The sequence below is a fragment of the Bacillus tianshenii genome, from assembly GCA_020524525.2.
Lineage (GTDB): Bacteria > Bacillota > Bacilli > Bacillales > Bacillaceae_N > Bacillus_AV.
Window position 1 is genome coordinate 1,884,867 of sequence record CP129018.1, and the last position, 15,331, is coordinate 1,900,197.

18 protein-coding genes and 1 pseudogene are annotated in these 15,331 nt (G+C 40.5%); 2 read left to right on the plus strand and 17 right to left on the minus strand.

The annotated features are described in order from the left end of the window. Window positions 1-15 precede the first annotated feature (15 nt). The 8 genes from LC040_09535 to LC040_09570 all read right to left on the minus strand — a co-directional run bounded on the left by LC040_09535 (window position 16) and on the right by LC040_09570 (window position 5,887). Entirely contained in the window at window positions 16-732 is a 717-nt protein-coding gene (locus LC040_09535) for a hypothetical protein (protein ID WLR53106.1), read from the minus strand. 30 nt (window positions 733-762) lie between these two features. After that, window positions 763-966 carry a DUF2768 domain-containing protein gene (locus LC040_09540; protein ID WLR53107.1) on the minus strand — a complete coding sequence of 68 codons (204 nt, stop codon included), beginning with the start codon at window positions 964-966 and terminating at the stop codon, window positions 763-765. Window positions 967-1,228: 262 nt separating this feature from the next. Next, complete coding sequence (locus LC040_09545) at window positions 1,229-1,408, minus strand: stage VI sporulation protein F (GenBank protein WLR53108.1); 180 nt, start codon at window positions 1,406-1,408, stop codon at window positions 1,229-1,231. Between the two features lie 79 nt (window positions 1,409-1,487). Beyond that, complete coding sequence (locus LC040_09550) at window positions 1,488-2,534, minus strand: NAD(P)H-dependent glycerol-3-phosphate dehydrogenase (GenBank protein WLR53109.1); 1,047 nt, start codon at window positions 2,532-2,534, stop codon at window positions 1,488-1,490. Window positions 2,535-2,572: 38 nt separating this feature from the next. Then, window positions 2,573-3,883, minus strand: a complete 1,311-nt coding sequence (der, locus tag LC040_09555) for a ribosome biogenesis GTPase Der (GenBank protein WLR53110.1) — start codon at window positions 3,881-3,883, stop codon at window positions 2,573-2,575. A gap of 321 nt (window positions 3,884-4,204) precedes the next feature. Next, entirely contained in the window at window positions 4,205-4,390 is a 186-nt protein-coding gene (locus LC040_09560) for a hypothetical protein (GenBank protein ID WLR53111.1), read from the minus strand. Next, the gene (locus LC040_09565; GenBank protein ID WLR53112.1) at window positions 4,387-5,283 is read right to left on the minus strand and encodes a YIEGIA family protein; all 897 of its coding nucleotides are present in this window, start codon (window positions 5,281-5,283) and stop codon (window positions 4,387-4,389) included. Before LC040_09565 ends, LC040_09560 begins: the two co-directional genes overlap by 4 nt. 7 nt (window positions 5,284-5,290) lie before the next feature. Next, window positions 5,291-5,887, minus strand: a complete 597-nt coding sequence (locus tag LC040_09570) for a hypothetical protein (protein WLR53113.1) — start codon at window positions 5,885-5,887, stop codon at window positions 5,291-5,293. Window positions 5,888-6,026: 139 nt separating this feature from the next. On the opposite strand from LC040_09570, the gene LC040_09575 reads away from it, so the two are divergent. Beyond that, window positions 6,027-6,158, plus strand: coding sequence for a YpzI family protein (locus tag LC040_09575; protein WLR53114.1), 132 nt, complete (start codon window positions 6,027-6,029; stop codon window positions 6,156-6,158). 59 nt (window positions 6,159-6,217) lie between these two features. On the opposite strand, the gene fni is transcribed toward LC040_09575, so the two are convergent. The 9 genes and pseudogenes from fni to prsW form a co-directional block, all read right to left on the minus strand. Continuing rightward, window positions 6,218-7,276, minus strand: a complete 1,059-nt coding sequence (gene fni / locus LC040_09580; GenBank protein ID WLR53115.1) for a type 2 isopentenyl-diphosphate Delta-isomerase — start codon at window positions 7,274-7,276, stop codon at window positions 6,218-6,220. Window positions 7,277-7,290: 14 nt separating this feature from the next. Beyond that, entirely contained in the window at window positions 7,291-8,430 is a 1,140-nt protein-coding gene (gene rpsA, locus LC040_09585; protein WLR53116.1) for a 30S ribosomal protein S1, read from the minus strand. A 124-nt stretch (window positions 8,431-8,554) separates the two neighbouring features. Next, on the minus strand, window positions 8,555-9,136 hold the full coding sequence (locus LC040_09590) for a lysophospholipid acyltransferase family protein (GenBank protein WLR53117.1): 582 nt from the start codon (window positions 9,134-9,136) through the stop codon (window positions 8,555-8,557). A gap of 1 nt (window position 9,137) precedes the next feature. Beyond that, window positions 9,138-9,809 (minus strand): (d)CMP kinase, encoded by a 672-nt coding sequence (gene cmk / locus LC040_09595; GenBank protein WLR53118.1) that lies wholly within the window; start codon window positions 9,807-9,809, stop codon window positions 9,138-9,140. A gap of 141 nt (window positions 9,810-9,950) precedes the next feature. Further along, complete coding sequence (locus LC040_09600) at window positions 9,951-10,121, minus strand: DUF5359 family protein (GenBank protein WLR53244.1); 171 nt, start codon at window positions 10,119-10,121, stop codon at window positions 9,951-9,953. A gap of 74 nt (window positions 10,122-10,195) precedes the next feature. After that, a complete protein-coding gene (locus LC040_09605) occupies window positions 10,196-10,855 on the minus strand; it encodes a PilZ domain-containing protein (GenBank protein WLR53119.1) in 660 nt (219 codons plus the stop codon). A 221-nt stretch (window positions 10,856-11,076) separates the two neighbouring features. Then, window positions 11,077-12,430: pseudogene (ypeB, locus tag LC040_09610) on the minus strand (germination protein YpeB). Window positions 12,431-12,444: 14 nt separating this feature from the next. After that, the gene (gene sleB, locus LC040_09615; protein WLR53120.1) at window positions 12,445-13,257 is read right to left on the minus strand and encodes a spore cortex-lytic enzyme; all 813 of its coding nucleotides are present in this window, start codon (window positions 13,255-13,257) and stop codon (window positions 12,445-12,447) included. Between the two features lie 156 nt (window positions 13,258-13,413). Next, window positions 13,414-14,112 (minus strand): glutamic-type intramembrane protease PrsW, encoded by a 699-nt coding sequence (gene prsW, locus LC040_09620; protein WLR53121.1) that lies wholly within the window; start codon window positions 14,110-14,112, stop codon window positions 13,414-13,416. 153 nt (window positions 14,113-14,265) lie between these two features. Here prsW and LC040_09625 point away from each other — a divergent pair, with 153 nt between their 5' ends. Next, window positions 14,266-15,237 (plus strand): asparaginase, encoded by a 972-nt coding sequence (locus tag LC040_09625; protein ID WLR53122.1) that lies wholly within the window; start codon window positions 14,266-14,268, stop codon window positions 15,235-15,237. The last annotated feature ends 94 nt before the right edge of the window (window positions 15,238-15,331 follow it).

The window sequence follows — 15,331 nt, forward strand, 5'->3', positions numbered from 1 at the left end:
AAGTGATGATCATTGTTACTTCATAAAAACAGGTTCTCCGTCCTCTACGGTATACGGGACAGAGTAAGCTGGTACAATCGGTGTATTCTCCACTAGCAGCTGACGAATATCGTCGCCGTTCTTAAGTTGATGTTCATAATCTTTCAGAGCTTGATAAAGGTCAGGAGCGTAATCAATATAAATTTCTCCTTGCCCATCTGCAATCATCTCAAGACGGTTCTCAGAATACGGGCTTTCCACATAAGGCGTTTCTTTATAGCCAAGCTGTTCATAATCAAGCGCATACACATTTGGCCCGATTTGTTCTTTAAATGGCGGGTAGCCATGCTTATCACGGTACACCATTAATCGCAGCTTTAAATCTCGAATCTTATCAATCGAAACGAGATCGATCACTTTAACAGTCGGATCATTTTCAACATCTGTTAATACAAACTGATAGATGCCGCCATTTTCATAAGCAGAACCTGGAGGGTCTTGCATATAACGCGGCAATAGCTTATTAAAATCAACTGGGTATTTTCGGTAAAGCGGTGTGTCATTTTCACGCGTTTTAATCGGCAGCAACCCATTGTTATCCTTTTGGAAAGCGTCAACGGCTTGTTGAACGGATTGGAGTTGCGATTCATACGGCACTTGGTTTTTCGAGAGCTGTTCGTCTGGATACAAACAACCGCTTAATAAAACCATCATACCTGTTAGCATGACAAAACGTTTTATCAATGCTTTCATTTTTCCTGCCTGTCCCCCTTCTATGTAGACTTATTCAGGGACGGGGCCACTGAATACGATAAAGAAAATAATAATACCTGCAAGGATCATTAACACCCACGCAATAAAAGATAACACAATGCGCAAAATTCCTGGTTTTAACTTTGAACGGCTAAACATAATTAACGCTACGGATACAAACATAAAAATAATCCCAGCGAATGAAACATACATTTTCATTAATGCTGTCGACATCTGAATCTCTCCTTTTTCCGACAACCATTATAGCACACATTTTGTGCCATTCAGAGGTTAAATGTGACGCATTATTTACAGCCCAGCAATATGAGTTCAGCTTTTTTGCAAAAAAATACTGAAGCAAACTTTAAAAAGCTGCTTCAGTCCAGAACGAATATATTCCCAATACACTGTCCAACTCTAAGGGTGAGTTCACTCTAACTTATGCCAACTTGTATACATCTGACTCATTCAAGCGCCTATCTTTAAGCGGTTTTTTTTACAAATACTTACGAAATGTATGACAATCAAGCGGCTTTTGTTCGTGCAAGACCTCATTGACGATGCGGTTTTCTTCTTGCTTCGATAAATCAGCGTTCATCCATTCAGAAAAATGCCGAACCACTCGTCGAATTGTCTCTTCATCGTAAGAACTACGATTAGAACCGTCATCGATCACGTTCACTCATCTCCTTGCTGCCGTTTATTCTCACCTTATTATATGCCTGCAGCAAGACGTTGTGCCCATCCTAATAAACTTATTGTTCTGGAAGACATGTTGAAGAAGCGAAATCACGCAAATCTTCCATCTCATGCGTACGCATTCGTGTCATGAGATCTCCAACAGCCTCTTTCGGCGTTGCACCTTCGAACAAAATTCGATAGATGGCATTTGTAATTGGCATTGTCACCTGTTGTTCCTTAGCAAGCTGATATGCGGCTTTCGTTGTCCGCACGCCTTCAACGACCATACCCATATTCTCTAATACTTCTTCAAGCTTGTGACCTTGTCCAAGCATATTACCTGCACGCCAGTTCCGGCTGTGCTGGCTTGTACACGTTACAATTAAGTCACCAATTCCTGTTAACCCTGAGAATGTAAGCGGGTTTGCTCCCATTTTCACACCAAGTCGAGCTATTTCAGCAAGCCCGCGTGTTACAAGAGCTGCTTTCGCATTATCTCCAAACCCAAGCCCATCAGAAATGCCAGCCCCAAGTGCGATAATATTCTTAAGCGCTCCACCAATTTCCACTCCGACAATGTCAGGGTTTGTGTAGACGCGAAAAGTTTTACTAATAAATAAATCTTGTGCTTTTGTCGCTGCTTCAATCGAAGTTGATGAAACTGTAACTGTCGTCGGTTGTGAACAACTTACCTCTTCTGCATGACTTGGGCCCGAAAGCACAACCACAGCTTTCCGATACTCCTCTGGGATTTCCTCTTCAATCACTTCAGAAACCCGCTTATAGGTTTCTGGTTCAATCCCTTTACTTGCATGGACAATCGTGAGCGGCTCCTTCAAATGCGACTTCATTTTCTGAAGCACTTCACGCATCGCTTTTGTCGGAACGACCATTAAGACCGTCTCCACGCCCTGCAAACACTCTTCAATCGAAGAATAGCCAATAATGGAGGCAGGCAGCGAAACGCCTGGTAGATATTTTTCATTTGTGTGTTTCTCGTTGATTTCGTCAGCTTGGTCTTTTCGGTGTGACCATAAACGAACCGTATGTCCATTCTGAGCTAACACCATAGCTAGAGCTGTTCCCCAGCTCCCTGCTCCAAACACTGAAATTTCTGCCATCCCATCACATCCCTTATTGAATTAGGTGCTTTACTTCCTTAGCCTCGTGCACGAGACAGAATGCGAACTGGTGTACCCTTAAAGCCAAAGGCCTCACGAATTTGATTTTCGATAAACCGCTTGTAGGAGAAATGCATTAATTCTGGGTCATTTACAAACACAACAAACGTCGGCGGCTTAACAGCAACTTGTGTTGCATAGAAAATCTTCAGGCGGCGGCTGCCGTCAGTCGGTGTCGGATTCATAGCGATCGCATCCATCAATACTTCATTTAAAATATTCGTTTGAACGCGCATGCTATGGTTGTCCGCCACTTGATTAATCATCGGCAATAACACATGCATCCGTTTCTTTGTGATCGCAGATAAAAAAACAATCGGTGCGTAATCCAAAAACTGGAAGTGCGCACGAATCTTTTCTTCAAATTCATTCATTGTCTTCTCATTTTTTTGAACTGCATCCCATTTATTAACTACAATGATGACACCGCGGCCTGCTTCATGAGCGTAGCCAGCAATCTTTTTATCCTGCTCAATGATACCTGTTTCTGCATCAATCACAACTAAGACAACATCTGAGCGTTCAATTGCTCGTAGTGCACGAAGCACACTATATTTTTCGGTAGTCTCATATACTTTTCCTTTTTTACGCATACCTGCTGTATCAATAATGACATATTCTTGACCATCTCGTTTAAATTCACTATCAATCGCATCACGTGTTGTACCTTCAATATCACTTACAATCACGCGTTCTTCACCTAGCATTGCATTCACAAGTGAGGATTTTCCAACGTTTGGACGTCCGATTAATGAGAAATAAATTTTATTTTCATCACGTTCATCCTTAGCACCTGAAGGGAAATGCTGGGCTGCTGCGTCAAGCAGATCACCAAGTCCAAGCCCATGCGTACCTGAAACTGGATATGGCTCTCCAAATCCTAATGAATAAAAATCATAAACTTGCTCACGCATGTCCGGGTTATCAACTTTGTTCACTCCAAGAACAACTGGTTTATGTGAGCGGTAAAGAATTTTTGCAACCTCATCATCTGCAGGTGTTACACCTTCCCGACCATTAACGAGAAATAAAATCACATCAGCTTCATCAATTGCAATTTCAGCCTGTTGGCGTATTTGGTGCAAGAAAGGCTCATCGCTAAGCTCAATTCCACCTGTATCAATAATATTAAATTCATGATTTAACCATTCGGCAGCGCTATAAATTCGGTCGCGCGTGACCCCTGGAATATCCTCAACAATCGAAATACGTTCACCGACAATGCGGTTAAAGATCGTCGATTTCCCAACATTCGGGCGCCCGACAATCGCAATTACTGGCTTTGCCATACTCTTTCATCCTTCCTATCCAAAACATTCCTCTATCTTCAATCATTCAGCTCAAAACAATGGCGATAAACACTGCTCCACAAAACAAAAATGCCCCTCTTTTTGGACACACTCGACATAGTCCATAGTGACCTTAAGCTGGAATGATGCTAATCATACATAAGCATATATAGCCTTATCATTTTCTAGCCGATTAAAAAACCCTTCTCCTTACGCGGAGGATATTAAAACGTCCCGCTTTACAGGAAAAAGGGTTCACGTAATCTCAACTTATTTATTATAGCAACCACTTCATGATTTGACAATTTCTTTCCGGAGCACTTAATGCTTTACAATAATATATAATTCTTCTGTCAATTGATGGGCAATACCGTCGAGAATTGCCTCTAAATTCGCGGCGATATGTTCCATCTCTTGCGCTGATTCACATAAAAATACTGATGGGCCACTGCCGACCTTCGCCTGATTTGTCGTAATCGTGGCTAATATAGCTTTTTCTATCTTCATTCTTCCCCACGCTCCTCTTTGCTTGCTTTGGATTCAGTCGGCATACGAATCGCATTTTCAAGGGTGGGTACATTCCCGATAATTCGCTTTGCTTTTTCTGCATCACGGTCTTGCGGTAAAATAAATACACCAATTCGTCCATCATCTAAATCACGTTTTATTAAAGGTACAAGTGCGGGCGTACCTGAATCTCTGTAAACACCTAATGTCACGGATACATCATGTAAAATCGCTTGTCTTTGCCCAAGGTTTGCAATCGTAGATACGACATCGAAGTTTTTCGGTGTTAGTATAAAGCCCATTCCATGCTTTAAAATCTCTTCCTGCCTTACAGGTAAACCGATGTTCATAATGTAAATGTTGTCGATATAAAGACCAGGACCTTCAAAGCGAAGCGGCATTTCTTCGATGGTTACAATATCTTTTAACGTGCCGCCTGACATTAATTTTTTTGACAAATAAATTGCAACAATCCCAATGATAAGCGCAGCCCACACATTTACCACTAAATAAGCTAATGTCGAAATGAAAGATGTTAATATAACGAGGTAATTACGACCTTCAAAAGCAATTGCAATGCCTTCAATATACGTATTACCGCGTGGAACGAGCTCATAGGTATCAAGCTCTGTCAATGTATTGCGCTCCATATTTCGTACTTCACGAAACTGCGAAGCAGCAAGTGCTAAAAACGTTATTGCCGTGAATTCCTCTTCCATAATAGCAGGCACTGCCACTGTTCCGAGCCCTGCAGCGATAAAACCAAGCGCAATATGAATCACTTTCCCATGTAAATATGTAGGATACTGACGGTAATCTGTTTTCAACATATAGAGTCTTGAAAGCGTACCAAGAATGACCCCAAACAAGATGGGATATGTATATTCATTCATTTCAATTTCACTGCCTTTCACTAAAGCTTCTCTGCATCTGTCGGTTCAGCCATAAAATCAGCCTCTCAAAGCCACCCCAAAGCACCACTGCCATAATCGTACAAGCTGCGATATCAAGAAATTCAAATTGACCAACTTCTCCATTAAATGAATAAGGACGTAACAAAAACGTATACAGCCACTCTCCCTCACACATGCCGATTATCACAGCTGCCGCCCGAAATAAGAAAGAATCACTAATCAAAACGGTAACGAGAAACAAAATGCCAGCTAATAGCCATTTCCGGTCTGCAATTACCCAAACAGGGTCATATAATTCAAATAAGTGAAATGCCATAAAGGCAGCGGTCACTGCTAATGAAGCAAAAAGAAGCAATACTTTCTCCACTCGCGAAAGAAAGTAAGAAAGTGCACACGCCGTTAGTAAAAGAAATAAATAAGAAGCATTAACTTCAAATCCCTTTACAAAAAAAGACGTTTCTGAAAGAATAATCAACCCTAAGATGAATACCGCAAACCAATTCCGTTCTTTTCTTTTCGACATGATAAAGGTCGTATAAATCCAGCCGAGCCAGCACAACCAATAAAAAAGAAGTCCATCCACGTCATAACCTCCAGTATTCTCCATTATGACGTTTTTTATGTCTTTTCATTCCTGCCTTTATTAAGAAAGTTTCTTTCCACATAGATGCTAAAGCCATCGTTCAAACTAACCATAAGAAAAAATGAAAGGAGTGAAGGTAATGGGAAAAGATCGTCAAGAAAAGAAATTACGTCAAAAAGAAAGTCTCGAAAATGACCGTGACCAAGGCTTACAATATAAAGGGGCCACAATAATGGAAGGTCCAGAAGAGGCACGTAAACGAAATAAATAAATTTTAGCTAGAGGAAATAAAAAACCGATGTCCAAAATAGAAACATCGGTTTTTTCGTTTTATTTAATTGTTCTTTGACTATACAAAGTGGTATCTATTCCACGCTCTTTAAGCCAATGGGATGTTTCACCACTAATCACAATTGGAGCCTGCTGTAACTGTTGGATTGTTCGAGCACCAACAGCTGTCATGACAAAACGTAAATCCGTTAAGATTTGTTCAATTTCTTCAATCAGTCTATTTTCCCCGTGTTTGATTGCAATACGTAAGAAATAGCCAGCCATACCTGCAGCATCAGCACCGAGCGCAATAACCTTAGCTAAGTCAAGCGCGTTTTGCAGGCCACCTGAAGCAAAAATGGAAGCATGCTTAACTCCTGATTTCACTTCCGGCACTGCCGTTGCTGTTGGGATTCCCCATTCATTAAAGAATGCAAGATGCCGTTTTCGTCTCTCATTTTCCACGCGAGAAAAGTTCGTACCTCCGAAGCCGCCGACATCGATCATCTGAACTCCAGCACTCTCTAACATAACAGCAGCCTCGGAACTCATTCCATAGCCGACTTCTTTCGCAATAACAGGTACATTTAACGCAGAGACAATCTTTTCGATCCTGTCGATCGCCCCATAAAATTCGCGATCTCCCTCTGGCATGACAAGCTCTTGGATTACATTTAAATGGATTTGCAGGGCGTTCGCCTCAAGCATCTCTACTGCTTCAGTTGCCTGTTCTACAGTTGCTTCACTTCCAAGGTTCGCAAAGATGATCCCCTTTGGATTTTCTTTCCGGACAACTTCGTAAGTTCGCCGTTCTGCTTTATCCTTTAAAGCTGCCATTTGAGAGCCGACAGCGACTGCTGTACCAGTTACACTTGCAGCTCTAGCAAGCATTTGGTTGATTTCATATGTTTTCTGTCCGCCGCCACCAGTCATCGCATTGATAAAAAGAGGCGAACTTAGAGAAAGTTCGCCTGCTTTTGAAGCTATTTCTATTTCCTCAACATTACAATTAGGCAAAGTTTGATGTACAAATCGAACATCCTCTAAGCCATGAGTGCGTTGTTGACCGGTAGACAGCGCGTGTTGAATGTGTTCAATTTTCCGCTGCTGTCTTGACAATGTTCATCACCGTTTTATCTGAATTTTTTTAGATCGTCACCAAGAATGTCGCCCAGTTGGAAACCAGAAGATGGTTCATCATCTTGCTGATAAGAGCTGTAATCCTCTTGTGGTGCTTTCTCCTCAAGCTCCCGAATACTTAAAGAGATACGCTTATCACTTTGACTCACATCAAGTACTTTTACTTTTACTGTTTGTCCTTCTTCAAGAACTTCATGCGGCGTACCGATATGGCGGTTTGCAATTTGAGAAATGTGCACTAATCCTTCAACACCAGGAAGGACTTCAACAAACGCACCAAATGATACAAGACGCTTTACAGTTCCTTCAAGCACGCTACCAGGTTGAACGTTTTCATCGACATTTTCCCATGGTCCAGGAAGAGTTTCCTTAATAGAAAGTGAAATACGTTCATTATCTTGGTCTACGCCTAGAACTTTTACTTTAACCTTTTGTCCTTCTTCTACGACCTCTGAAGGTGTTTCCACATGATGATGTGCAAGTTGAGAGATATGTACTAGTCCATCAAGACCTCCAATGTCAACAAATGCTCCAAAATCAGTCAAACGTTGTACTGTTCCATCAAGCACTTGACCTTCATGAAGAGATTCTAACGTTTCTTGTTTCTTCTGATCAAGCTCATCTTCAAGAACAGCGCGATGTGATAGGATGACACGGTTTTTTTCTTTATCTAACTCAACAACTTTCAAAGTAAGTGAACGTCCTTTATAATCAGAGAAATCTTCTACATAATGACGCTCGACTAGTGAAGCAGGAATGAAACCGCGGACACCAAGGTCAACGACAAGACCGCCTTTCACAACGTCTTTCACTTCCGCTTCAAAAACTTCATTGTTTTCGAATTTTTCTTCAAGATCAACCCATGCTTTTTCAGCATCTACCGCACGTTTCGAAAGGACAATTTCATCATCGTCGACTTTCTTAACTTGCAACGTTAGTTCATCACCTTCGGATACAGCGTCGCCAGCTTTTTCAATGTGCAGGCTGGAAAGCTCGCTAATTGGAACTATTCCATCTGTCTTATATCCGACATCTACAAGGACTTGCTTGTCCTCAACTTTTGTAACCTTCCCAGTAACAGTTGAACCCACCTCAAAGGTATTTTCGGATACTTGATTCATTTCTTCAGCCATTTTCACTACCTCCTTAAATCCCAACAAACGCCAAAGTCTGCTTAATCAATATTTTCAGAACAAGAAATGTTCTTTTTTCTAACTTCTAACATTCGGTTGAATTTGTCAAGTGTAAAGTCTATCATTATTTATATTTTTCAAGCAATTCTGCAATTGATGCCATAATTGCTGCTGTTGCTTCTTTAGCGGAAGCTTTCTCGTCACGTAACGACTGCATATCAATCGGTTTTCCAAAGGCTACTTTAACTTTACTAAAAGGCTTATAAGAACCAATGACCGCTGCTGGAACGACATAAGCATTTGAACGCAGCGCAAAGAAACCAGCACCTGAAAGTCCTTCTCCCAACTCTCCTGTCTTACTGCGTGTTCCCTCAGGGAAAAGACCAAGAACTTCTCCTTCTTTTAGCAATTTTAACCCTTGGCGGAGCGCTTGCTTATCCCCCATTCCTCTCTTAACAGGAAAAGCATTAATACTTTGCATCAACTGCTTCACAACTGGATATTTGAACAGCTCATCCTTTGCCATAAAATGAATTGGACGGGGCGCACAAATGCCGACCATTGGCGGATCAAAGTTTGAAATATGATTAGAGCACAATAAAATCCCGCCGTCCTTTGGGACATTTTCTGAACCAATCACTTCGATTCGATATGTAGAGTGAAAGACGACTTTAACTAAATTATAACCGACGCGATATAAGTTCATTTCACCCAACCCTTTCTTTCATAACCGCGCTGATTTTGTCGACAACTTCATTTATTGAAAGGGAGGTTGTATCAAGTTCAACTGCATCAGCAGCTTTTTTTAGAGGCGAGACTTTCCGTTCCATATCAAGTTTGTCCCGATTAGCGATCTCCTCTTTTAATTTCTCCAAATCTGCCGGAATTCCTTTTTCTAAATTTTCTTCATAGCGGCGTTTTGCTCGTTCATCAACTGACGCAATCATATAGATTTTCACTTCAGCCTTCGGAAGAACTTGAGTACCAATGTCACGTCCATCCATTACAACTCCGCCATCATGAGCAAATTCACGTTGTCTGTTCACCATTTCCTCTCTCACAGCTGCATGCTGAGCAACCTGTGAAACATGGTTAGATACTTCATTACTGCGAATCTCGCTTGTGACTTCACGTCCATTTATATAAACAAGCTGACCATTATCTGACGGCTTCAAATCAATGTCCGTCTTCTGTAAAAGGGTTGAAAGTGCAGCTTCATCATTCACATCAATATTTTGTTCAAGCGCTGCTAAAGTTAACGCGCGATACATCGCCCCGGTATCAATATATATGTATTGGTAACGTTCAGCCAACAGCTTTGCAATCGTACTTTTTCCAGCTGCTGCAGGGCCGTCAATTGCCACAGAAATCTGTTTCATATGTTCCTCTCCTTCATCCATCTCTCTATCTAAGAAAAGTACAAAGCTTCACCTTTTACCCTCATCTTTTTTTAAAAAAATCGGAAGCATACTCCGAAGTGGTTTGCTCTGAATGCAATCAACCTTATAATATCATAACTGCTATGGAGAATCTATTGTTTCAACAACAGGCGGCTTCTCTTGTTTCACTACACCCTCATAAAGCGTAACCTTGGTTAAATGAGGCGAAAACGGGGTATATAAAAGTAGAATCTGCGCAATCAATAATACGAAAGCATGAATACATAGTAATTTAATTAGTATGCGTTCCATCGCTTTAAGCAATAAAAAAACCCCCTGTTTTCGTTACTTTTCCACAACAGAGGGAGAACTATGCATCTTTCATCTTATTGATATTTTGTTTTTCGCAGTGCTAATTGACGTTCAAATGTAAACCGAACAATGGTACGACGGTCGATATCTGCTAATTTCAAGAACTCAATGCTTGCCCTATCCTTATGATCATCTCTACCAGGCGAAATCCGGACTACATGACCGAGTACATCAAGCTTATAGTTTGGGTTATTTTCTAATGGAAGCTCAAACTTTAAGCGAACGTCCATATCCTCCTTCAATGGATGTTTGAAAGGAAGTGCAACAGCGATACCGCCGCCACTAATATTAGTGGTATAAGCTTTGAATGGCTCAAACTCCTCTTCTTCGTTTTCCGATTGAACTATCATATCAAGCATTGCCTCTACCCTTACAAAATTACGACGCTGAATTCGAATAATATCATCTTCTTTAGGCTTACGTATTACAAACATCGGCATAATCCCTGTAATGGCGGTCGTAATTTCTGAAATAAATTGATAAACACCTGTAGAAGGTACTGTATATGTTACTTGAACCTTTGTCCCTTTACCTAAATAAGCACTTCGATTTGTTCGTATGTTGACAGGCTCTTGGATAAATATATTTTCATCATCTATCTCAATCACCTTTGAACTTAGGGTATCTTCATGTAATGAACTCATAATCTCAAGCGTATCGCCCACGTCAAACATGTTTTCCTCTCCCCTTCCCCACTTTATGAACCTTTATAGTTTGGTTGACATAAAGTTCATGGCTTCTTTTCAAAAACCATATGTTAGGAATGTTCTATTATCTTTGTTTGTTTAAAATTCGTTAAAATTCCTCTCTATTTTTACAATAGAAGGAACGTTTGTCAACCTTTTTTCCTATACTTAGTACCCTTATTGTTTAATTTTTAACCGTGATTTTCAGCCTATTTTTTTGTAAGTGCATCATAGATTGGTTCAGCGTTCTGGAGCTTGTCAACTTTCTCTTCATCGCCTGTTTCTGCATTAATAAAGATACGATAAGTTGATTCTCCGATTGTACCTAGAAACTCATGACAGAGAACCTCTTCCCCTTAGATCATTTATAATTAATGCAAGGTGTGCGTCTTGAATTTTGACCTCTGGATTCACTTTCTGGCGTGCTTGCTGAGCAGGTATCATTGGTTTTGGAAGTGTCCGACTATGATGGGACATTAAATAATCTTTTGCAGAAAACCCAACGATTTGCCCGTTATCAAGAGCCGTTTTAACACGGATCGAATCTGGATAAATACGTATACCGTTTTCTTTTCCGATAAACGTGAATACCCCTGTATTATCAAATTGAGTCGATTCTGTTAACTCTAAGTTTTTAAACCCGTGCTTCTTTAAATAGTCTTTTGCTTTTTCAGCAGCTTGATTTAGACTGATTTTCGATTCATCTATCGTTCGTTGGTTAATTGCCCAAATCGGGTAGCCGCCTTTTTTCGTCATATCTAAATACACTTGATTATCCCCGTCAGCTACGTACAAGCTGTAGAACTGATAATTCGCTCCTTTGCCGCTCTCTGTAACCTCAATTGGAGTATTTTTCTTAAGTGATAAAAAGTTTTTCGCTTTTGCTTTTGCTTCTTCTTTTGTAATGTCTTTCCCCTCTAAATAACGAAATTCATCTTCCTTCTTATTCGTCGACTGTGTAAACGTCGGACCAAAATCACTTTCGGAATACCCCTCAACATTCTTTTCAACAGTTTTGAACCCATCAATGATCGTGTTATCTGCTTGCTCTTTGCCAGAGGCTAACGCAAGCTCAACATCCATCCAGCGCAAGTTATTTTTCATTGAAAGAGCTTGTACTTTACGTAATTCTTGCTGGATATCAGAAGCACTTTTATAAAGAGATTGCAATGTTTGGTATTCATCTTGTGAAAGTGGCTTCTTTTCCAAATCTCGGACTGCTGTACGATAACTAAAGTCGCCGATATCTGAAAGGAACTCCTCTGTTTTATTAAAAGGAAGTAAAGATAGTGGTAATTGTCCAACATCAGAATGCGCTTCAGATGTAATCCGCCATACTTCTGCTAATGCAGGCGATAATTGCGCCCGAGAGTTCATCGCAAGTACAGTACCAATCTTGTCTTGTAGTAGGTCCATTTGATAAGTCAGCTCATGAAAAGCACGTTGATAGTTATTTTCTGCATGAATAAGCACTGCATTTTTCTCTTGATTTTCTTGATAACCCCAAACACCTGTCCCAACAAGTGCTACGGCTAAAACTCCAATTATTATCGTTCGTATCAATGTAAGTCACCCCTCTACTTCGTAAAGATGTGTTTGCCAATTTGTTTGATTTGTGGGCGTGTCCAAATCCAACCAGATGTTGCAGTATTCGGGTTAAAGTAATAAAGGGCATTCCCTGTTGGATCCCAGCCATTTATTGCATCAATAACTGCCTTCTTCGAAACTTCATCAGGTGTCAACCAAATTTGCCCGTCACTTACAGCTGTAAATGCACGAGGCTCAAAGATAACTCCTGAAACGGTGTTTGGAAAGGATGGACTATTTACCCGATTTAAGATAACTGCCGCTACCGCAACTTGGCCTACATAAGACTCCCCACGAGCTTCGCCATGAACAGCATTTGCCATTAATTGAATATCATTTTGTGAGTAACCGCTTGGTACATTAACTGCTGTTGGTTGTGAGGGTGGTGTTGAAGAGGCAGCTTGCTTTTGTTCAACTTGCTGCTCTTTTGGCACGCCGCCATAATAAGTGAAGTCTTTCCCTTGTCGAATTTGCTTTTTGACAAAGCTCGGGTCATATTTTGAGACTGAAACAAGCTTTTGTTTCACAGTGGTGCCTGCTAACCCATCAACTTCAAGACCAAATTTCTCTTGAAAGTTTCGAAGCGCCCAGTATGTACCCCAGCCAAAGACCCCATCAATTTTACCTTTGTAATAGCCAATGTATTGAAGGCGAGCCTGCAATTCAATGACATCATCCCCAGTAGCCCCACGCTGAATTACTTGTGAGGAAAAGGCTTCTGCATTGTCTTGTTCAAATGGATAAACCATCATTACTACTAAAACGCTAATGAGTAAACCTGCCAGAATCCATCGTAACTTCATCGTCTGTTCCTCCTTCTACGCTGCATTCATACCGATATTTTCTGTAAGGTCATCTTTTTTATACTGAAACAGGAAATAATTTCGAAAAGCACTTTCACGAATAACATCTTTAAATATAAAAAAGCTGCCCCAATAATTAGTGGGACAGCTTACCTGTTAAGCTTTGAGGTTTTCATTTTGCGAAGAAAGTGAAGAAGTATACTCAGCTTCATCCATGCGGTTGGCAATTTTCACTTTACGAAGCGCTAACATCCAAAGTAAAATCATAAACGGCACAATTGCATAAATCCAATACTTTTCAATCTTAATCAGAATGTAATCATATGTGCCGTGTAACAGCACTGGAATGAAAAGAGAAAGAAGAAGCCATAATCGTTTATGTGCTTTTTCTTTAAATTTTCCAATTCCAAGATAGTACCCCATCACAACTCCGTAAAGGGCGTGACTTGAAACAGGCAAAAGCGCTCTTCCAAATGCTAAAGAGATACCATTTGATAAGAGATAAAGGATATTTTCAGCTGTAGCGAACCCAAGTGAAACGGCAACACCATAGACAATCCCATCATAACGCTCATCAAATTGGGTATGCAAATAAGCGGTATAAAACAAAATAAACCACTTGAAAAACTCTTCTAGTAAACCTGATAGTAAAAAAGCATTTGCCCAAGGCCATTGGAGCACATTTTCTTCTGCAAATGCATACTGAATGAACATAATTGGAAACACAAGAAGAGCTCCGAAAAGAAACGTTCTAAAAACCATCATAATTGGTTCAGCATCATACTTGTCACGTAAGTAAAAATATGAAAGAAGCGCGACCCCTGGCGCGAGGCCCGCTGAAATAATCGCTAACATCTCATACCCCTCTTCTACTAAGGAACACGATGATTGTGATAAAATAGTTACAGCATACACAAGCCCATCAAGGGTTCATATGTTTACTATTTATTTAATCGTAACATGACTTGGATAAGAAAGAAATGTAAAAAAAGCAACGAGGTGAGAAACATGAGGAAAATATTAATTCTACATACAGGTGGTACAATCGCCATGAGTGAGGACGAATCTACAGGTTCAGTTGGTGTTACAAGTGAGCATCCATTGCACCATACATTGCCCTCTATCTCTTCATTAGCAGAAATTACAAATGTAGAGCTGTTCAAACTACCTTCTCCACATATGACGCCTGCAAATATGTTAAAGATGGCCAAGTACATCGAACAGCAAGTGAGTGAAAAAAAGTTTGAAGGTGTTGTTGTAACTCATGGTACAGATACACTTGAGGAAACCGCTTATTTCCTGGACTTGTGTCTTAATGTTGATGTACCAGTGGTAGTTACAGGAGCCATGCGTTCAAGTAATGAAATTGGAGCTGACGGACCTTACAACTTAATTTCCTCTGTGAAAGTCGCAGCAAGTGACACCGCAACAGACAAAGGTGTTCTCGTTGTTTTAAATGATGAAATTCATACTGCTAAGAATGTTACAAAAACACATACAAGTAATGTTGCCACCTTCCAAAGTCCCCAGTATGGTCCGATTGGCATTGTCACAAAGCGAGGAATTTCATTTCACCATATGCCCATTCATCGGGATAGATACCCCGTTACTGATATTACAAAAAAGGTTGTGCTCTTAAAGGCTTATGCAGGGATGGATGATACACTATTAAACATGCTTGTCTACCAGCAAGTTGATGGTGTCGTTATTGAAGCGCTCGGTCAAGGAAACTTGCCGCCTGCCACACTTTCAGCACTTCAAACTTTAATTAACAAAAATATTCCTGTAGTTCTTGTATCCAGATGTTTTAATGGCATTGTTCAAGATATCTATGGGTATGAAGGTGGAGGAAGACACCTGAAAGAAATGGGCGTTATTTTCTCAAACGGATTAAGTGGACAAAAAGCAAGATTGAAGTTAATGGTGACACTTGAAATAACAAATGACCCTGTTCAGCTTCAGCAAATGTTTTGGAAATAAGACAAATTGAGCGGCTTTTCCATATGCTGCTAGCGCTAAATTTTAAAGGCTACCGAAATGTTTTTCGGTAGCCTTTAAAGCTTTCAACCTTAGC